At 37.0% G+C, this 18,448-nt stretch carries 19 protein-coding genes; 15 read left to right on the forward strand and 4 right to left on the reverse strand.

The window, feature by feature from the left end:
* Nucleotides 1-39 precede the first annotated feature (39 nt).
* The gene (pyk, locus tag CRO54_RS17040) at nt 40-1,470 is read right to left on the reverse strand and encodes a pyruvate kinase (RefSeq protein ID WP_097133291.1); all 1,431 of its coding nucleotides are present in this window, start codon (nt 1,468-1,470) and stop codon (nt 40-42) included.
* A 130-nt stretch (nt 1,471-1,600) separates the two neighbouring features.
* Nucleotides 1,601-2,020 carry an IPExxxVDY family protein gene (locus CRO54_RS17045; protein ID WP_097133292.1) on the reverse strand — a complete coding sequence of 140 codons (420 nt, stop codon included), beginning with the start codon at nt 2,018-2,020 and terminating at the stop codon, nt 1,601-1,603.
* 153 nt (nt 2,021-2,173) lie between these two features.
* On the opposite strand from CRO54_RS17045, the gene CRO54_RS17050 reads away from it, so the two are divergent.
* The 3 genes from CRO54_RS17050 (at nt 2,174) to rnc (ending at nt 4,503) form a co-directional block, all read left to right on the forward strand.
* Nucleotides 2,174-2,410, forward strand: coding sequence for an acyl carrier protein (locus tag CRO54_RS17050; protein ID WP_008508386.1), 237 nt, complete (start codon nt 2,174-2,176; stop codon nt 2,408-2,410).
* 28 nt (nt 2,411-2,438) lie between these two features.
* The gene (fabF, locus tag CRO54_RS17055; protein WP_097133293.1) at nt 2,439-3,692 is read left to right on the forward strand and encodes a beta-ketoacyl-ACP synthase II; all 1,254 of its coding nucleotides are present in this window, start codon (nt 2,439-2,441) and stop codon (nt 3,690-3,692) included.
* A gap of 82 nt (nt 3,693-3,774) precedes the next feature.
* The gene (gene rnc, locus CRO54_RS17060; RefSeq protein ID WP_097133294.1) at nt 3,775-4,503 is read left to right on the forward strand and encodes a ribonuclease III; all 729 of its coding nucleotides are present in this window, start codon (nt 3,775-3,777) and stop codon (nt 4,501-4,503) included.
* A gap of 78 nt (nt 4,504-4,581) precedes the next feature.
* On the opposite strand, the gene CRO54_RS17065 is transcribed toward rnc, so the two are convergent.
* Nucleotides 4,582-5,301, reverse strand: coding sequence for a hypothetical protein (locus CRO54_RS17065; protein WP_097133295.1), 720 nt, complete (start codon nt 5,299-5,301; stop codon nt 4,582-4,584).
* A gap of 70 nt (nt 5,302-5,371) precedes the next feature.
* On the opposite strand from CRO54_RS17065, the gene CRO54_RS17070 reads away from it, so the two are divergent.
* The 5 genes from CRO54_RS17070 to nadD all read left to right on the forward strand — a co-directional run bounded on the left by CRO54_RS17070 (nt 5,372) and on the right by nadD (nt 9,003).
* Entirely contained in the window at nt 5,372-6,136 is a 765-nt protein-coding gene (locus tag CRO54_RS17070; RefSeq protein ID WP_097133296.1) for a lysophospholipid acyltransferase family protein, read from the forward strand.
* A gap of 314 nt (nt 6,137-6,450) precedes the next feature.
* Nucleotides 6,451-7,314 carry a YicC/YloC family endoribonuclease gene (locus CRO54_RS17075; protein ID WP_097133297.1) on the forward strand — a complete coding sequence of 288 codons (864 nt, stop codon included), beginning with the start codon at nt 6,451-6,453 and terminating at the stop codon, nt 7,312-7,314.
* Nucleotides 7,315-7,382: 68 nt separating this feature from the next.
* Entirely contained in the window at nt 7,383-7,949 is a 567-nt protein-coding gene (gene gmk, locus CRO54_RS17080; RefSeq protein WP_097133298.1) for a guanylate kinase, read from the forward strand.
* A 75-nt stretch (nt 7,950-8,024) separates the two neighbouring features.
* On the forward strand, nt 8,025-8,393 hold the full coding sequence (locus CRO54_RS17085) for a four helix bundle protein (RefSeq protein WP_097133299.1): 369 nt from the start codon (nt 8,025-8,027) through the stop codon (nt 8,391-8,393).
* Nucleotides 8,394-8,397: 4 nt separating this feature from the next.
* A complete protein-coding gene (nadD, locus tag CRO54_RS17090) occupies nt 8,398-9,003 on the forward strand; it encodes a nicotinate (nicotinamide) nucleotide adenylyltransferase (RefSeq protein ID WP_171047955.1) in 606 nt (201 codons plus the stop codon).
* A gap of 78 nt (nt 9,004-9,081) precedes the next feature.
* On the opposite strand, the gene CRO54_RS17095 is transcribed toward nadD, so the two are convergent.
* Nucleotides 9,082-10,731 (reverse strand): glutamine--tRNA ligase/YqeY domain fusion protein, encoded by a 1,650-nt coding sequence (locus CRO54_RS17095; RefSeq protein WP_097133300.1) that lies wholly within the window; start codon nt 10,729-10,731, stop codon nt 9,082-9,084.
* A gap of 120 nt (nt 10,732-10,851) precedes the next feature.
* On the opposite strand from CRO54_RS17095, the gene CRO54_RS17100 reads away from it, so the two are divergent.
* The 7 genes from CRO54_RS17100 to CRO54_RS17130 all read left to right on the forward strand — a co-directional run bounded on the left by CRO54_RS17100 (nt 10,852) and on the right by CRO54_RS17130 (nt 18,428).
* Complete coding sequence (locus tag CRO54_RS17100) at nt 10,852-11,271, forward strand: cobalamin B12-binding domain-containing protein (protein ID WP_097133301.1); 420 nt, start codon at nt 10,852-10,854, stop codon at nt 11,269-11,271.
* Nucleotides 11,272-11,276: 5 nt separating this feature from the next.
* Nucleotides 11,277-12,059 carry an enoyl-CoA hydratase/isomerase family protein gene (locus CRO54_RS17105; RefSeq protein ID WP_097133302.1) on the forward strand — a complete coding sequence of 261 codons (783 nt, stop codon included), beginning with the start codon at nt 11,277-11,279 and terminating at the stop codon, nt 12,057-12,059.
* Between the two features lie 151 nt (nt 12,060-12,210).
* Complete coding sequence (locus CRO54_RS17110; RefSeq protein ID WP_097133303.1) at nt 12,211-13,641, forward strand: sigma-54-dependent transcriptional regulator; 1,431 nt, start codon at nt 12,211-12,213, stop codon at nt 13,639-13,641.
* An 84-nt stretch (nt 13,642-13,725) separates the two neighbouring features.
* Nucleotides 13,726-16,089 carry a PAS domain-containing protein gene (locus tag CRO54_RS17115; RefSeq protein ID WP_097133304.1) on the forward strand — a complete coding sequence of 788 codons (2,364 nt, stop codon included), beginning with the start codon at nt 13,726-13,728 and terminating at the stop codon, nt 16,087-16,089.
* Between the two features lie 8 nt (nt 16,090-16,097).
* Complete coding sequence (locus CRO54_RS17120) at nt 16,098-16,499, forward strand: response regulator (protein WP_171047954.1); 402 nt, start codon at nt 16,098-16,100, stop codon at nt 16,497-16,499.
* Nucleotides 16,500-16,509: 10 nt separating this feature from the next.
* Nucleotides 16,510-17,955 (forward strand): hybrid sensor histidine kinase/response regulator, encoded by a 1,446-nt coding sequence (locus CRO54_RS17125; protein ID WP_097133306.1) that lies wholly within the window; start codon nt 16,510-16,512, stop codon nt 17,953-17,955.
* 206 nt (nt 17,956-18,161) lie between these two features.
* Nucleotides 18,162-18,428 (forward strand): YtxH domain-containing protein, encoded by a 267-nt coding sequence (locus CRO54_RS17130; RefSeq protein WP_097133307.1) that lies wholly within the window; start codon nt 18,162-18,164, stop codon nt 18,426-18,428.
* The last annotated feature ends 20 nt before the right edge of the window (nt 18,429-18,448 follow it).

Below are 18,448 nucleotides of genomic sequence, written 5' to 3' on the forward strand. Positions count from 1 at the left end.
AACCGACTAGCGCATTTTGTATTTTTCTGATCGAAAAAATTACTCTATTACAGTAACCTTAACTGTATTGGTTCTGCTTCTTTTCTCCAAAGGAACCGCTGCTGTGTTAATTACTACATCGCCTTTTTTAACCAATTTTTTCTTTTTCAATACATCATTAACTTCTTCGATAGTGCTATCTGTGCTTTCAAATTTGTCGTAGAAGAAACCTCTAACACCCCAAACTAAACTTAAAGTGTTTAACAAGCTTTCGTTACTAGTGAAAGTAAAGATTGGCGCTTCTGGACGGTGACTAGCGACTTCAAATGCAGTATAACCGCTTGATGTCATCGTTACAATACCTACAGCATCCGTCTGTTTAGCTAAGAAACAAGCCGAATCACAAACTGCATCACCTAAGAAGCTATCAGATTTTGGCTTCAAAAACTTATCAGAGTGGAATGGATAGTTATTCTGTTCGATATTGTTAACGATTTTCTGCATCGTTTCAATAACGATTAAAGGAAATTCACCTACCGAAGTCTCACCGCTTAACATTACTGCGTCAGCGCCATCCAATACTGAGTTAGCCACATCATTTACCTCTGCACGAGTTGGGCGAGGTGTAGTAATCATGCTTTCCAACATTTGCGTAGCGATAATTACCGGCTTAGAAGCAGCTCTACATTTGTTTACAATCATTTTTTGCAACAAAGGAACTTCTTCCATTGGCATTTCTACCCCTAGGTCACCACGAGCAACCATTACCGCATCTGTTACCGCAATAATCTCATCGATATTAGCAATAGCTTCAGGTTTTTCGATTTTAGCAACAACTCTCGCTGTTTTTCCTCTTTCTTTGATGATATCCTTTAACTCAACAATATCTGCTGCGTTACGGACGAAAGAAAGACCAATCCATTCGACATCGCTTTCTAGTACAAAATCTAGGTTTTTTCTATCTTCTGGAGTTAATGAAGGGATAGAAACCTTAGTATTTGGCAAGTTAACTCCTTTTCTAGAAGTTAAGATACCACCGTGAACTACCTCGCAAACTACCTCATCCTTGTAGTTAGTTTCCAACACACGCATTTGCAGTTTTCCATCATCTAAAAGGATAATTTCACCCGCTTTTACATCTTTCGGGAAGTTCTCGTATGTAATGTAAATACGCTCTTCGTTACCGATGCACTCTTGTGTAGTAATAGTGGTTTTGCTACCGTTAATTAGGTTAATACCACCATCTTTAACCATACCAATCCTAATTTTAGGACCTTGTAAATCGGCTAAGATTCCAACGTTGTACTTATGTTTTTTATTGATATCTCTGATGGTATCAATTACCGCTTGATGATCTGCTTGCGAACCATGCGAGAAGTTTAATCTACAAACATCTAAACCAGCATTAAACATGCTATATAGAACATCTGGCTTTGCCGATGCTGGGCCTAAAGTGGCTACGATTTTAGTTCTTGAATGAAAAGGTTTCATTAAAATTGTCTTGTTATTTATTACTTACACAAAATGCTATTCGCAAAAGTTGTTTAAGCGATGGATTATACTATTTCAGTTTGATTTGATATTCAAATATAGTGTATTTACTACACTAACAATATAAAATTTACATTACCAAATTTTCCTTCGACTTCAATTTGCGTACATCAATTTGCGCAGCAACCTGAATATCAGGCATTTTGTTAAGGCTGCTGATGATAAAATTTAGGTCTTCCTTATCTATAAATTGATGAATCACAATAAAAAAATCTACCTTATTCATCTCCGGAATTAGAAAACCTTCGCTATTTCTATTGCTTACCAAAAAATATTCACGCTCTCCTTCTTCAACAAAAAAATAATATTTTGAGAATGATAATGGCGCCTCATCTGTATTAAAATATACCTCGTGATCTTCAATTTTATAAAACTCAATATTAAGATTAGTGTTTATCTTGTGACACAAAACATAATCCTTTAACGAAGCTGTAACTGCAATTAGAACGAAATCTAAATCGAGTGATAGTTTTAAGTAAGTTTTGTTCAAAATGTATTTTTTTATTAGGATTACGAAATTATAAAACTAATTTTACTTTCGGTTTTAAACGTATTAAAATTGACAGAGAAATAAAAACATTTGAAAAGTGTTAGAATTTATTTTTCTTTGCACAGAATTATTTAACCATTAAATTATAAAATTATGTCTGATATTGCTTCAAGAGTAAAGGCTATTATCGTAGAAAAACTAGGTGTTGACGAAAGCGAAGTTACGCCAGAGGCTTCATTCACAAACGACTTAGGTGCTGATTCATTAGACACTGTAGAGTTAATCATGGAATTCGAAAAAGAATTCAATGTAGCTATTCCTGATGACCAAGCTGAAACTATCGGTACTGTAGGTCAAGCAATTGCTTATTTAGAAAAAAACGTTAAGTAGAAATACTTTTTCTGTACAATACTTATAAATGGGATTAAAAAGAGTAGTAGTTACTGGGTTGGGTGCGCTCACTCCAATTGGAAATACTGTTCCCGAGTTTTGGGAAGCATTAACAAATGGTGTGAGCGGCGCTGCGCCAATCAAAAGTTTTAATACTGAAAAATTCAAAACGAAATTCGCTTGCGAAGTAAAAAACTTTAATCCAGAAGATTTTTTGGATAAAAAAGAAGCTCGCAAACTGGATCCGTTTGTTCAATACGCACTAGTTGCCACTGAAGAGGCTGTTAAAGATGGAGGATATGATTTCTCTAAACTTGATACAAACCGGATTGGTGTAATTTGGGGCGCTGGAATTGGAGGTTTAAAAACTTTCTTAGACGAGGTTACAAACTTCGCCAAAGGAGATGGAACGCCTAGATACAATCCTTTCTTTATTCCGAAAATGATTATTGATATTGCCCCAGGGCATATCTCGATGAAGTATGGATTGCGTGGACCAAACTTTGCCACTGTTTCTGCTTGTGCATCGTCAACCAATGCGATGATTGATGCATTTAACTATATTCGCTTAGGCACAGCCGATATTATTATCAGCGGTGGTTCTGAAGCGATTATAAACGAAGCTGGTATGGGTGGTTTCAATGCAATGCATGCTTTATCTACTCGTAACGATGACCCTGCAACCGCTTCTCGTCCATTTGATAAAGACCGTGATGGTTTTGTGGCCGGAGAAGGTGCTGGCACCATTATTTTAGAAGAATTAGAACACGCAAAAGCTCGTGGTGCTAAAATCTATGCTGAAATTGTTGGTGGCGGTATGAGTGCAGATGCACATCACATCACAGCTCCACACCCAGAGGGATTGGGCGCTAAAATGGTAATGACAAAGGCGTTGCAAGACGCAGGCTTAGAAGCCAATCAAATCGATTACATCAACGTACACGGTACTTCTACTCCACTTGGAGATATACAAGAAGCTAAAGCCATCGTAGATTTATTTGGAGAACATGCTTATAATTTAAACATCAGTTCTACAAAATCTATGACTGGACACTTACTAGGTGCGGCTGGTGCAGTTGAGGCTCTGGCAGCTATCTTGGCAATCAATAACGATACTGTACCGCCAACAATTAACCATTTTACAGACGACCCAGAGATCGATCCTAAACTGAATTTTACTTTTAACAAAGCTCAAAAACGTACAGTTAGAGCTGCAATTAGTAATACTTTTGGTTTTGGTGGACATAACGCTTCTGTAATTTTTAAGAAATACGAAGAATAAGCCAAAAAGCTTAGGGTTTAAGGCTATTGTGTCGTATATTTATACGAATGCCCCTCTGTATTAAATTTTGTGAAGCTAGTTGATGTCCTTGTTAAGCATTTATAAACTATATCTTTCGCCCAATAAGCAGTTTGTAAAAAAACTCAAAAACGTACTTGGCTTTGTGCCTGGTAACGTGGCGCTTTATAAAATGGCGTTTAGGCATCGCTCTGTAGCTAAAATTTTAAAAAATGGCAGCAGAAGCAGTAACGAAAGGCTAGAGTTTTTAGGTGATGCCATCTTAGGCTCTGTAGTTGCCGAGTTACTTTTCAAGAGCTATCCTTACAAAGAGGAAGGTTTTTTGACAGAAATGCGTTCCAAAATTGTAAATAGAGCAAACCTTAATCAGCTTGCACGTAAAATGGGCTTTGATGAATTAATCATCTTCGACCAAAAGACGGTAAACTTCCAATCTAAACATCATTCGATGTATGGTGATGCTTTCGAAGCGTTGATTGGTGCTATTTACTTAGATAAAGGTTACGATTTCACTAAAAACCTTATTCTAAAACGTATCATTAAGCCTTATGTAGATATTCATCACCTAGAAATTACGGAAACCAATTTCAAAAGCCGCTTAATTGAATGGTGCCAACGCCAAGGTAAAGAAGTTGCTTTTGACGTAGTGGAAAATGGTGAAGGAGAAAGTGCTAAATTATTTACCGTAAAAGTGATGATTGATAGTGAAAACTATGGCATTGGCAGAGATTACAATAAGAAAAATGCTGAAAAGTTAGCTGCTGAGAAAGCTTGCGAGGCTTTATCTATTTAATGCGATAATTGGTTGATTTGATAATGGGCTAATTGTTCTAAACAGTAAAAATGATCTACCCAGCACTCTTAACTTTTTCTACTTTTGACTTTTAACCTTAACAGTATCGCTATACTTCTTGTACGATTCGTTAATCCATTTGATGCTATCGTAAACATTCCAATTTTTTGATTGCTCGTAAGTTGGCCTATAGTTTACCAAAAAATCTTCCAGTTCTTTTCCTGTTAAGCCTGTTTGCTGATTGATCGTTGTTTTGTTAAAAAGCTGATCTACTTGGCTATCCTGCATCTCTGTCTGGTACATTTTGTTAAAGCGCCTAGCCTGCTTTGGCGTTTTTCCAAAGAGTTCGTAAAAGAAAGTTAAGGGAGACCCAAGTAAAGACAAAATGGGCGGTTTCCCTCCATAAAAAGAGCCTTTATTTCGATAATCTTTTTTAATCTCGTCTAGAGCCTGTTTTTTAGTTTGTCCAGTTACCGTTACCTCGTTTAATGTAGTTCCCTTGTTCAGGTAAAGTACCAAATCTTTATTGTTTCTAACTACGAACTCTAAGTCGCTAAAATTTCTTTTAGTAATGAGCAAAGTATCTCCTATATTGGCTTTAATAGTGAAAAGACCTATATCGTTACTACCTGTAGCAAAACCCGATTGTTTATTTTTAATTTCAGCTAAAGCAATCCTATTTTTTGATGCATACTCGAAAAGAACACCAGTAAGCGTGAAATTTTGTTGAGCGAACGCTGTGTTGACAGCGAATAGCACAACAACTAAAGAAAATATCAGACTTGCCTTTGTATACATTGCGGCGTAATTTTATAATTTGTAAACTTAACAAATGTTTTGCTTGCACTAAGTTAAAAAAGGTTAATTCATGAGAAAAGCATTATCAATTGTATATCTTCTTTATGCAGCCATCATCTTCATCACACTGATGTTTGCCGCATTACCTTTTGTGCTGATTTTCTCTGCAATGTTACCTATAGATACTGGTAAGCGATTTATTTTAACCGTACTAAGAACTTGGGCCTGGCTTTTTAGTTTATTCAGTTTCTTTTGGATAACTACAAAAAATAAAGCAAGCATCAATCGCTCCAAATCTCATATCTACGTAGGTAATCATGGCTCATACTTAGATGCAATAGCTGTTTGCTTAAGCATTCCCCAATATTTTAGTGCATTGGGCAAAGTAGAAATGACCAAAGTCCCTGTATTTGGTTTAATTTACAAACGTATTGTGGTAATGATAGACCGTAGCAGTAAAGAAAGCAGGGAACAATCTGTAACGCAACTGAAAAAAGACATCGCCAATGGGCAATCGATATTGATTTTTGCGGAAGGTACGATGAACCAAACCGAAAAACCCTTGGCCTATTTTTACGACGGCGCTTTTCGCATTGCGATAGAAACCCAAACGCCAATTATTCCTTTTGTGATGATTAACAACCGTAAATTGTTGCCAAGGAAAAACCCATTGAAGGTAAGGCCAGGCTTAATTACCACTATTTTTTTGCCAGAAGTTAGTGTGGTTGGTTTAACGATGGATGATGTTCCTACCTTGAAGAAGAAAGTTTATGATTTGATGGAAGAAGCAATAAGAAGCCCCTCTCTGCCTTCGGCATCTCTCCCCAAAGGGTAGAGAAAGGCTCATAGCAGGTAACTGCACAAGTTTTAGTTAGATAAACCTGATGGTAGCGGTTATACTTTTTTGTTGCGTCATTTCGAAGGAGGCACAACTGAGAAATCTATTCTTAGATGCTTTTAACTTCGAGATTTCTCACATGCGTTCGAAATGACGGTAAGCTGCTCAAAAAAGATAATAGCGTACAGCAGGATTGATGTTACCGAAGAACCAATGGCATTGTTTTTCTAAAATGATAGCTATAATCAAAACCTTAAGCCTTAACCTTTCAGCTAAAATCCTTTTTACTATCTTTGCACATGATAAAATCAATGACCGGCTTTGGCTTGGCTTCTACAGATCACGGAAGTGTGAAGTTTTCTGTAGAGATAAAATCTTTAAACTCGAAATTTCTTGAGTTAGGTTTAAAAATTCCTAGAGCGTTTTCTGACAAAGAACTTTACTTACGTAACCTTTGTAACAAGGCTATTGAGCGTGGTAAAGTAAGCATGGCAATTACGGTTGAACGTAGTGAAGAATCTCAGAAAGGCGCTTCGATTAACGAAACCCTGCTAAAGAAATACTACACGCAGTTAGTTGAAGTCAACAAAAGTTTAGGCGCTGATATTTCGAACTTATTGCCATCGGTACTTAATTTACCAGAGGTGATTACCTACACCGAAGAAGAGGCCAGCGAAAGTGAATGGGAGGTTTTAGAGGCTACCTTCCAAAAGGCATTGAGTAATTTCGGGCAATTTAGAGAAGATGAAGGAAAGGTATTAAAAACTGATTTGGAACTTCGCATTAAAAATATTCTAAGCTTTTTTGCAGAGGTAGAAACGTTGGCTCCACAGAGAATTCCGCACATCAAAACTCGTTTAACCCAGTTTTTGGAAGATACGGTAGGAAAAGTCAATTATGACCAGAATCGCTTTGAGCAAGAACTGATTTACTACATTGATAAATTAGATATTACCGAGGAGCAAACTCGTTTAAAAAGTCACTGCGACTACTTTGTTGCTACTTTAAAGGACAAAGATGCCAATGGCAAAAAACTTGGTTTTATTTCTCAAGAAATTGGAAGAGAAATTAATACCATGGGTGCTAAAGCTAACGATGCGCAAATACAGCAATTGGTAGTGGGCATGAAAGAAGAACTAGAAAAAATTAAAGAACAATTATTAAATGTATTATAGAAGCTTAAAGCTTTAAGCTCAAAGATTAAAACTTTGGACTTTTCGCTTTAGTCTTTGGTCTCAAAAACATGAAACAAGGCAAACTCATTATATTTTCTGCTCCATCGGGCGCTGGTAAAACTACCATTGTAAAGCATCTGTTGAGCAAATTTGACAATCTTAGCTTCTCTATTTCTGCAACAACTAGAGAGTTGAGGGGCGATGAAACTAACGAAAAGGATTATTATTTTATCAGCAAAGAAGAGTTTTTACATAAAGTAGCACACCAAGAGTTTGTTGAATTTGAAGAAGTTTACACTGGTACATTTTATGGTACTTTACGTTCGGAAATTGAGAGAATTTGGGAAGGTGGCAAACATGTAATTTTTGATATTGACGTAGAAGGTGGACTTCGCTTGAAACGTAAGTTTGAAGATGATGCATTAGCTATTTTCGTTCAGCCGCCATCTTTAGAAGTGCTAAAAGAACGTTTGGCAGGCAGAGGTACAGATAGCGAAGAAAAACTACAAGAGCGCTATGCTAAAGCTGAAAAAGAGTTGGCTTACGCTGATAAATTTGATGTTATCCTAAAGAATTTTGATTTGGAAACTGCTTGTGCCGAGGCAGAGCAGCTGGTGGGGAATTTCTTGAAATAGTTAACAGTTCTCAATTAGCAGTTTTCAATTGCTTAAAAAGCCCATACGGTTTTCCATCGACCTTAATAGAAACAAATGAGCGATTTTAATGATTTATTGGCTTACAAGAGGTCGTTTGATTTGGCAATGCAAATTTTCGAAATCACTAAAGCCTTTCCAAAAGAGGAAATGTACTCTTTAACCGATCAAATTAGGCGTTCTTCTCGTTCAACTAATATTTGTATTGTAGAGGCCTATAGAAAACGTAGGTATCCAGCTAATTTTGTCAGCAAACTATCTGATAGTGATATGGAGAATAGTGAAACAAAAGGCTGGCTCAAATTCGCCTTAGAATGCAAGTATTTAGCTGAGAAAGATTTTAATGATTTGATTAGTCTGAGCGACGAAGTTGGCAAACTGTTGAACCACATGATGAACAACCCTGAAAAATACGGAGCTAAGTAATTGTATGCAACACGAACTGAAAACTGAAAACCGAAAACTGATCACTGGTCTCTTCTTCGGTTCCTTCAATCCCATCCACATTGGGCACTTGGTAATAGCTAACTACATGGCCACCTACACTGATTTGAGTGACGTGTGGTTCGTGGTATCTCCTCACAATCCGTTAAAGCAAAAAAGCGGATTGGCAGACATGTACGACCGCTTGGAAATGGCTCGCTTAGCTACCGAGCATGCGCCACATCTCAAAGTTAGCGACATCGAATTCAAATTGCCGCAACCTTCTTACACCATTGATACACTAACTCACTTGAAAGAAAAATATCCAGATAAGGAATTTGCTCTGATTATGGGGGCAGATAACTTGGCTTCTTTTAAAAAATGGAAGAACTACGAGCTTCTACTCGAGAATCACAAGCTATTTGTTTATCCAAGACCAGGAATTGATTTAAGTGAATGGGAAAGTCACCGTTCAGTAGTGATTACAGAAACACCTCAAATGGATATTTCTTCGACGTTTATCCGCGATGCGATTAAGCAAGAAAAAAGCATCCAGTTTTTAGTGCCGGATGCTGTAATTGATTTTATGGATAAGAAGAGTCTTTATAAATAATTACGATTTTAGAGTTACGAATTACGATTGGGCTAGATGTATAAATCTAAAATCGTAACTCGTCATTCGTAACTTGCCTTATCCTTTCCAGCCGTCTTTTAACGAAACCACTCGGTTAAACACCAAATGGTCTGCTGTCGAATCTTTATCTAAACAGAAATACCCCTTACGGATAAATTGATATCCTGTTCCTAAAGTTGCGTCGGCTAGCGCAGGTTCGATATAAACGTTGCTCAACACCTCTTTACTGTTCGGATTTAGATAATCTTTAAAGTCACCTTCTTCCGCATCTGGAGAAACCACACTGAACAAGCGATCGTATAATCTCACCTCTGCAGTTTTAGCATGTTTGGTGCTCACCCAGTGGATGGTTCCTTTTACGGAAAGCCCACTGGTATCGTTGCCACTTTTTGAATCAGGGAAATAGGTACAGTGAATTTCAGTTACGTTTCCATCGGCATCCTTCACGAAGTTTTCACACTTCACAATGTATGCAAACTTTAAACGCACCATTGAACCTGGCGCCAAACGGAACCATTTTTTAGCGGGTTCTTCCATAAAGTCTTCGCGTTCTATCCAAAGTTCTTTACTGAAAGGAATTTCTCTAGTACCACCTTTATCTTCTGCTTCTGGGTTGTTTTCTCCAATTAGAATTTCTCCATCACCTTCGTAATTAGTAATTACCAATTTGATTGGGTCTAGCACCGCCATTGCTCTGGTTGCTTTCTTGTTTAAATCCTCACGGATACAGAACTCTAATAGGCTCAGTTCAATTAAGTTCTCTCTTTTGGCAATACCAATACGTTCACAAAACTCTTTGATACTTTCTGGAGTGTAACCTCTTCTTCTCAAACCACTAATTGTAGGCATGCGTGGATCATCCCAACCAGAAACTAAACCTTCGTTAACTAATTGCAGCAATTTACGCTTACTCATTACCGTGTAGGTAAGATTTAAACGTGCAAATTCATATTGTTTAGAAGGAAAAATACCCAATTGTGCGATGAACCAATCGTACAATTCTCTGTGCGAAACATATTCTAAAGTACAGATAGAGTGCGTGATGTTTTCAATACTATCGCTTTGTCCGTGGGCAAAATCATACATCGGGTAAATGCACCAAGCATCTCCAGTACGGTGATGATGCGCATGTTTGATGCGATAAATGATTGGGTCACGCATCAACATATTAGTGCTGGCCATATCAATTTTAGCTCTTAAAATACAAGCGCCATCCTCAAATTCGCCAGCTTTCATTTTGGCAAAAAGTTCCAAATTTTCTGCTATACTTCTATCTCTGTATTGATTTGGCGTTCCTGGTTCGGTAGGCGTTCCTTTTTGAGCAGCAATTTCTTCTGCCGTACTCTCATCTACATAAGCTAATCCTTTTTCAATCAACTGCACAGCAAAACCATGCAACTGATCGAAATAATCAGAAGCGTACAATTCGTTTTTCCACTGGAAACCTAACCATTGGATATCTTCCTGCTGGCTGTTTACGTACTCTGTTTTTTCAGTAACCGGGTTAGTATCATCAAACCTTAGATTGGTGTAACCTCCGTATTTCTGAGTCAATCCGAAGTTTAAGCAAATTGCCTTAGCATGGCCAATATGCAAATAACCATTTGGTTCTGGCGGAAAACGTGTGACCAATGTTTCGTACTTTCCACTTTTTAAATCATTCTCTATAATTTCTTCTATAAAGTTTAATGATTTTTCCTCGCTCATATAATTGTAATGTTTAAAGCTCAAAGTTAACCAAATTTGGTACAGACCTGCAAGGTTTTAAAAACCTTACAGGTCTTTTTTGTATTTTACCTACATTTACATTTATCAAGTACACCAGATATGAACAAAACTTTAAATAGACCCATTAGGGTTCTTGTAGCTAAAGTAGGCTTAGATGGTCACGATAGGGGTGCGAAAGTTATTGCCACCTCTCTACGTGATGCTGGAATGGAGGTGATTTATACCGGTTTAAGGCAAACACCAGAAATGGTTGTAAATACGGCCTTGCAAGAGGATGTAGACGCCATAGGAATCTCTATTTTATCTGGAGCTCACATGACTGTATTTCCAAAAGTTATTGACATGATGAATCAAAAAGGGCTTACAGATGTTTTAGTTACTGGTGGCGGAATTATTCCTGAAGCAGACATGAAAAAACTGCAGGGAATTGGTGTTGGCGAGCTTTTCCCTCCAGGCACAACCATGAAAGACATTGTAACTTATATCGAAAACTGGGTGGTAGAACACCGAAATTTTTAACCGTTATGACTTATCAGCAACTACTCGTAGAAGTAAAAAACAACATTCTATATATCACTATCAATCGTCCTCAAAAGCTAAATGCACTTAATAGAGAAGTATTGGCAGAAATAGCTCATGCAATAGCATCTGCTCAAACCGACAAACAGGTTCAGGCTATTTTACTTACTGGTGCAGGCGAAAAAGCTTTTGTAGCTGGCGCTGATATTTCCGAGTTTCAGAGCTACACATTGGAAGAAGGAAAACAACTAGCTAAAGATGGGCATGACAATGTTTTCAATGCTATTGAGAATTCTAGCAAACCTGTAATTGCAGCTATTAACGGTTTTGCTTTAGGTGGTGGCTTAGAGTTAGCCATGGCCTGCCATATTAGAATTGCAAGCGATAATGCAAAACTAGGTTTGCCAGAAGTAACTTTAGGATTAATTCCAGGCTACGGTGGAACGCAACGTTTGGCACAATTGGTCGGCAAAGGCTTAGCCTTCGAAATGATTTTTACTGCAGATATGATTACTGCCGAAAAAGCACATCAAATTGGTTTGGTTAACCATGTTGTTGCACTAAGTGATCTACAAGCAAAAGCAGAGGAAATCCTTGAAAAAATTAAGCAAAGAGCACCATTGGCCCTTGCTAGTGCTATAAAAGCTGTAAATGCAGGTTTTAATCCAAAAACTAATGGTTATCAAACAGAAATAGATGAATTCGGCAACTGCTTCCAAACGAATGACTTTAAAGAAGGAACATCCGCGTTTTTAGAAAAAAGGAAAGCAAATTTTTCAGGCTCTTAAAATCATTCCATTTCGTAAAAGTGATAGTTATCACTTTACATCAGTAATACTTCACATTTATAAAAAAGTGTAGAATAAATTTCCCATGTGCTTTTTTTTCTATACTTTAGCTATATAAATGTCTTACACCTACCTAAATTAAATAACGCGTATGAAAAAAATATTAATCGTTGACGATGAGATAAATATAGGATTATTACTTTCTAAATTTTTAACAAGAAACTCTTTTGATGTAACTAGTGCAACTAGCGGAAATTCTGCTATGGAATACCTCTCTAAAGACCACTACGACTTGGTGCTTTGCGACTACCGTTTAGAAGATACCGACGGCAAAGAAATGCTGGTTAAAATCAAAGAAAACTATCCTAAAACTGGAGTGATTATTATTACTGGATATTCGGATATTAAATTAGCTGTTGAGTTGATTAAATTAGGTGCCTACGACTATATTACCAAGCCATTATACCCAGATGAGATTTTAAATACCATCAACAAAGCTATTGAAACTCAAATTGCACTTAACGAAAGTGCAACCGAAACACAAACAACAGCTGGGCAAGAAAAATCAAAATCTACCAAATCTACCTACGCTTTTACCGACGAATTTGTAATTGGCCAAAGTAGTGCTTCGAGAGATTTAATGAAGCAAATTTTATTGGTTGCTCCTACCTCTTACAGCGTAATCTTAATGGGCGATAGTGGTACAGGTAAAGAATCGGTGGCCAAAGCAATACACCTAAATAGTCCTAGAAAAGACAAACCTTTTGTAGCTATGGATTGCGGTTCGCTTACAAAAGAGCTAGCAGGAAGTGAATTTTTTGGGCATGAAAAAGGTTCGTTTACTGGTGCACTATATACAAAAATTGGTCACTTTGAGATGGCTAATGGCGGTACTTTATTTTTAGATGAAGTAGGCAATTTGTCTTATGACATACAAGCGGCCTTATTAAGAACGGTACAAGAACGTAAAATAAAACGTATCGGTAGTACTAAAGAAATCGATTTAGATGTTAGAATTATCGTTGCCACCAACGAAAATCTGCAAGATGCCATTTCTAAAGGAAAATTTAGAGAAGACCTTTATCATCGTTTCAACGAATTTGCTATTAATCTTCCACCAATTAGCCAAAGAGGTAAGGATATTTTAGCATTTGCAGAAAGCTTCTTACAATTTGCGAATCAAGAATTGAATAAAAACATCAAAGGTTTTTCTGCTGAAGTGATCGACTGCTTTTTAACCTACAACTGGCCAGGAAACGTTAGGGAGTTAAAAAATGTGGTTCGTAGAGCAACTTTATTGACTGAAACAGAAGAAATTCAGTTAAAGGCACTTCCTTTAGAGATTTCTACTTACGCAAAGGCTCCTATGTTAAACTCATTTGCTTCAACTTCGGACAGTATTACTACTGAACGTGCGAAACCTAGAGACTTGAAAAATGCTGCTCTAGAAGCTGAATACGAAACGATCTTAAAGGTACTAAGAGAAGTAAATTTCAATAAAACGAAGGCAGCAAAAATATTAAACATCGACAGAAAGACACTTTACAATAAAATGAAAGCAATAGACCTCGATAACAAATAAATAGTGCTTAATCTATTCAAAAATTTGGGCTCGTCTCGGTTCAAAAACCGATACAATATTTCCAAGAAAATACTATGGATAGTGATGTTGCTGTGCATTGCACCATTGCTTTCCGTAGTATTGTCCATTTTTTTTGAAAACTCGTCTAAAGAGGTTCTATTTTTCAATGTAAAACCCAATTTCTACACTAGCATTTGGACAACCTTTGGCATTGCCGCCGCGTTTTTCACAGGTATTCTCGCAGCCATCGACTATAACATTCGCAAAGAAATTACCATTACACTTTTTGGCATTACGCTATTTATTTCAGCAATATTAGATGCCTATTACCTGCTTATCTTAAACGAAAATGCTTCGATAAAAGACATTTCAGATAACTTATACTTCATTTGGTGGATTAATCGGATATTTTATTCTCTGACATTGCTAATTGGCACCATTGCTTATCTTAAAATAAAGGCCAAGAATCTACGTACTCCAGAGCAAAAAATAAAAATCATTTATAAAACTGCCGCAATATGCATAGTAGCTGGTGTTACCTGTGTATTTATTATGGCCAATACCGATGCCATTTTGCAGAGGAAACAAGCGTTAAATGAAATCTCTCCAATAGATTTGCTTTCTTTTCTTCCATTGATTTTCCTATTTGTTTGGGCAGCCTTTTATTTGCCAAAATTTATGCTGCGCTTTCATGGCATTTTTTCGAAACTTTTGATTCTGAGTATAGCTCCACTCTTTTTGGCCCAACTGTTCATGGCGTTAAGCACTTACGCTTTCGATACTTATTATAACGCTGCACACTACTTGCGTTTTCTCAGCTATCTTGTACCTCTAGCGGGAATTATCCTCAATTACATAGAAACGGTTAGAAACGAACAACGTATCATCGCCAGATTGGATGTAGAAGTTAAGGAAAAACAAGCGCTTACTGCAAATTTGATAGAGAGAGAAGGTTTATTGGCCAATGCCGAAAAGATATCTAAACTGGGAAGTTGGGAACTCGATATTAAAACTAACTCTTACAAATGGTCTGATGAATTATATCGGATTTACGGTTTTGAAGGCAATACTTTTCATCCAACGCACGCCATTGCAGAGCAGGTAATTGTTCCCGAGTACAGTAAAAAGATTACCAAAGAACTAAGCAGCGCTGTAAAAAATAAAAGCACATTTGCGGTAGAATATCAAATTATTCAGCCTAATGGCGTAAAACGATATGTATTAAATCAGGGCTATTTTACAGGCAAGGAAAGTAAATTAGTAGGCACTATACAAGACATTACCGAACTTAAAGAGGCAACACTCAAACTGCGCAAGAACGAAACTTTGCTGCGAGAAGGCGAAGCTGTTTCAAATAATGGAAGCTGGGAATGGCACAGCAATGATGAACATGTTTTTTGGTCGGATGAAATGTTCAACATACACGGTTATTTGCCGCATTCTACCATTGTGAGCATTACTAGTTACTTCAACTTTGTACATAAAGAGGATACTGGCGAACTGCGAAGGACTTTTGCCGAAGCAAGAGCAAATAGAGCTTCCTTTAAAGCTAACTACCGTATCGTTAGACCAAATGGCGAGGTGAGATACGTTTCTACTACGGCCAAATTTAAAGAAGACGAAATCGGCAAAGGCTATTCCTATTTAGGCAACACACAAGATGTTACACTGCTCAAAGAAGCTCAGCGCAAGCTAGAAGAAAAAATAAGCGAGCTCAATGTCTCGAATAAAGATTTAGAACAGTTTGCCTACGTTGCTTCGCATGATTTGCAGGAGCCACTTAGAAAAATTAGAGCTTTTGGAGATAGGCTAAAGACAAAGTTTAATGATGAAATTAACGAAGAAGGCAAGGACTATATCGAGCGCATGCAGAATGCAGCCGAACGTATGCAAATCTTAATCGATGATTTATTGGCTTTTTCTAAGGTAACCCGAGAAGCAAAGGAGTTTCATTCGGTAGATTTAAACCAACTTTTCACCAAAGTACTTCTTGATTTAGATTACACGATAGAAAGCACAAATGCGAAAATCAAACTCTCTATTCACGAAACAGTAGATGGCATCTCAGCACAGCTAGCGCAGGTTTTCCAAAATATCATCAGCAATTCGCTAAAGTTTACAAAACCAGGTACACCGCCTTTAATAGAAATTTCTTCCGAAATTGTATTGGGTAGTACGTTGCCAACAAATGCAGCTTTACCTCAGGCATTGTACTGCACCATCAAAATAACAGATAACGGTATTGGTTTCGATGAAAGTTATGCCGGCAAAATATTCGATTTATTTCAGCGCTTGCACTCCAGAACAGAATATAAAGGAACTGGTATAGGATTGGCTATCTGCAAAAAAATTGTCGAAAACCACTCCGGATTCATCTTCGCCAAAAGCAAGGAAGGAGAAGGAGCATCATTTTTTATCTCTTTACCCCTTAAACACAACGCTGCTTAATGACTATCATGAACAACCCACTTATTTTAATTGCTGAAGACGATCCCGACGATGCACTGATGCTAAAAGACGCTTTTTCTGAAATTAACCAAAATGCCATTACCTTTTTAAACAACGGAAAATTATTGATAGAACATATACAAAAGTTATTAATTACTAAAAAGCTGCCAAACCTAATCTTGATAGACCTTAACATGCCTGTTCTAGACGGCAGAGGTGTCATTAAAGAACTTAGAAAAAGTGCAGAAACAAAAGATATCCCTTTGGTAGTGCTTTCTACCTCAAAAAACAGGGACGATATTGATTCTGTATTGGCTTTGGGTGCAAATGAGTTTTTCACCAAACCAGCATCTTTTAGTGATTTAGTAGGGATTACAAGTATGATTACCAATAAATGGTTGCATACCTAATATAGAATATATGGACAAAGTAGTAAAGGTCTTATTAATTGATGATGATGAAGATGATTATATCATCACCAAAGATATTTTTAGCCGTATCAGTAATGCTGGTAAATACGAACTTTCATGGATAGACACTTTTGAAAAAGGAATAAATGCAGTTTTAAAACATCAATATGATATTTACCTGGTTGATTACCGACTGGGCAAACATACCGGCGTAGATTTAGTGAACGAAGCAGTACTTTCTGGCGTGAAGCAACCTATCATCATCCTAACGGGTAAAGGGGATTATAAAATTGATGAACAGGCAATGAACGTTGGTGCGGCCGATTATTTGGTTAAAGATAAAATAGAACCCGATACCTTGGACAGAACTTTGCGCTACGCGTTAAAACAGGCAGAAACTTTAAAGGCCTTAAAAGAAAGCGAAAATAAATTCAAGATTATTTTTGATAAAGCCAAAGAGCCTATCCTTATTTCAGATTATACAGGCAAGATACACGACATCAACAAAGCTGGATTAGATTTTTTTGGTTACCACATCAAGGAAATACTGGTTACCAACGATAGATCTTTGTTTTATACGCAAGAAGACAGAGAGAACTTTATCCAAGAATTGGAGACTAAAGGCGCTGTAAGCGATTTTGAGTGCCAAATGGTTTCGAGCAAAGGACAGGTTTATTTTTGTAGTCTGTCTTCATTTTTGCAAATTGACCTTCAAAACATGGTAGAAGTTTACCATACGATCATCCACGACCTTACACATAGAAAACACCTAGAAACAAAGTCGATACATGAGAGCAAATTCTCTATCTCAGAACATATTGCTAAAGGCTTTGCAGAAGAAATTAGAAATCCTCTCTCTACCATTAACCTTGTTTTACACGAGCTTACCACAGATGAAAGCTTAGTTTATAACGAAACCCTACAAACCAGCCTAGAAGTTATCAAATCTAACTTCGACAGCATTAATCAACTCACAAAAAACTTTATCTCTAGCACAGAAAATAAACCTATCATTACTCAAGAGGTAGGAATTAAAGAGGTGATTGAAGAAGCGCTATCCGAAATTAACGACCTGATTTTGGGCCATCGAATTGTGTTGGAACAACATATTTTACCTACAGAAATTTATCTTTCGATAGATAGAAAACAGATTAAAAAAGCACTAGTTAACATCCTCAATAATGCCCTAGAAAGCATGGAAAGCTATCCAAAGGTTTTAAACATTAGTACCATTAACGATAGCGGATTTTACTCTATTTTAATTGAGGACAACGGAAAAGGTATTAGCTCAGCGTTAGAACATCAGATTTTTGAGCCCTTTTTTACAACTAAAAAAGATGCAGAAGGCTTGGGACTAACCGATGCGGAAAGGTCTATACTTGCGCATAGAGGGAACATCATTTTTAAGCCACAAGATAAAGGAAGCCTGTTCGTCATCCAGCTACCCATCAGCTAATGTGAGGTTCGTCAGTTATTGTTAAAATACTGGAATAATATTTGTTTCTGATTTGTCAGCGGCTTTTTTTTCCTTATCTTGGGATAGTCCAAAAAGGGAAAATTAGGCCACGATAAAAAGCAAATACTTAAAACAATTGTGTTTGTAAGTAGTTTAATTACTATAGTTTAGACAATTTTTCATTTTTAACATAAAACTATAAAGACATGAACGATAATTCAAAAGTAGTAGTAGCCTTATTGGCTGGCTTAGCTGCAGGAGCGGCGTTAGGAATACTTTTTGCACCAGACAAGGGTACAGATACCCGTGATAAACTGGGCCAATCTTTAAAAGATTTTGGAGATTCTATCAAAGAAAGAGCTGCTGATGAAATCAACAACTTAACCAGCCTGAAAGATAAAGTAGTAAATTCTATAAAAGGTAAACTTCGTGATGTTGAAGAAGAATATTCTGATGAAGTAGAACACGTATAAGAACACCCTCTGAAAAACGA

The organism is Pedobacter xixiisoli (genome assembly GCF_900215335.1).
Lineage (GTDB): Bacteria > Bacteroidota > Bacteroidia > Sphingobacteriales > Sphingobacteriaceae > Pedobacter > Pedobacter xixiisoli.

Excerpts from the sequence above, each read along its gene's own strand:
- pyk (WP_097133291.1), bottom strand. The coding sequence starts at position 1,470 with ATGAAACCTTTTCATTCAAGAACTAAAATCGTAGCCACTTTAGGCCCA.
- CRO54_RS17075 (WP_097133297.1), top strand. The coding sequence starts at position 6,451 with ATGACCGGCTTTGGCTTGGCTTCTACAGATCACGGAAGTGTGAAGTTT.
- CRO54_RS17100 (WP_097133301.1), top strand. The coding sequence starts at position 10,852 with ATGAACAAAACTTTAAATAGACCCATTAGGGTTCTTGTAGCTAAAGTA.
- nadD (WP_171047955.1), top strand. The coding sequence starts at position 8,398 with ATGCAACACGAACTGAAAACTGAAAACCGAAAACTGATCACTGGTCTC.
- CRO54_RS17125 (WP_097133306.1), top strand. The coding sequence starts at position 16,510 with ATGGACAAAGTAGTAAAGGTCTTATTAATTGATGATGATGAAGATGAT.
- CRO54_RS17095 (WP_097133300.1), bottom strand. The coding sequence starts at position 10,731 with ATGAGCGAGGAAAAATCATTAAACTTTATAGAAGAAATTATAGAGAAT.
- CRO54_RS17070 (WP_097133296.1), top strand. The coding sequence starts at position 5,372 with ATGAGAAAAGCATTATCAATTGTATATCTTCTTTATGCAGCCATCATC.
- CRO54_RS17050 (WP_008508386.1), top strand. The coding sequence starts at position 2,174 with ATGTCTGATATTGCTTCAAGAGTAAAGGCTATTATCGTAGAAAAACTA.
- CRO54_RS17120 (WP_171047954.1), top strand. The coding sequence starts at position 16,098 with ATGAACAACCCACTTATTTTAATTGCTGAAGACGATCCCGACGATGCA.
- CRO54_RS17085 (WP_097133299.1), top strand. The coding sequence starts at position 8,025 with ATGAGCGATTTTAATGATTTATTGGCTTACAAGAGGTCGTTTGATTTG.
- CRO54_RS17065 (WP_097133295.1), bottom strand. The coding sequence starts at position 5,301 with ATGTATACAAAGGCAAGTCTGATATTTTCTTTAGTTGTTGTGCTATTC.
- CRO54_RS17105 (WP_097133302.1), top strand. The coding sequence starts at position 11,277 with ATGACTTATCAGCAACTACTCGTAGAAGTAAAAAACAACATTCTATAT.
- gmk (WP_097133298.1), top strand. The coding sequence starts at position 7,383 with ATGAAACAAGGCAAACTCATTATATTTTCTGCTCCATCGGGCGCTGGT.
- CRO54_RS17115 (WP_097133304.1), top strand. The coding sequence starts at position 13,726 with ATGTTGCTGTGCATTGCACCATTGCTTTCCGTAGTATTGTCCATTTTT.
- CRO54_RS17110 (WP_097133303.1), top strand. The coding sequence starts at position 12,211 with ATGAAAAAAATATTAATCGTTGACGATGAGATAAATATAGGATTATTA.
- fabF (WP_097133293.1), top strand. The coding sequence starts at position 2,439 with ATGGGATTAAAAAGAGTAGTAGTTACTGGGTTGGGTGCGCTCACTCCA.
- CRO54_RS17130 (WP_097133307.1), top strand. The coding sequence starts at position 18,162 with ATGAACGATAATTCAAAAGTAGTAGTAGCCTTATTGGCTGGCTTAGCT.
- rnc (WP_097133294.1), top strand. The coding sequence starts at position 3,775 with ATGTCCTTGTTAAGCATTTATAAACTATATCTTTCGCCCAATAAGCAG.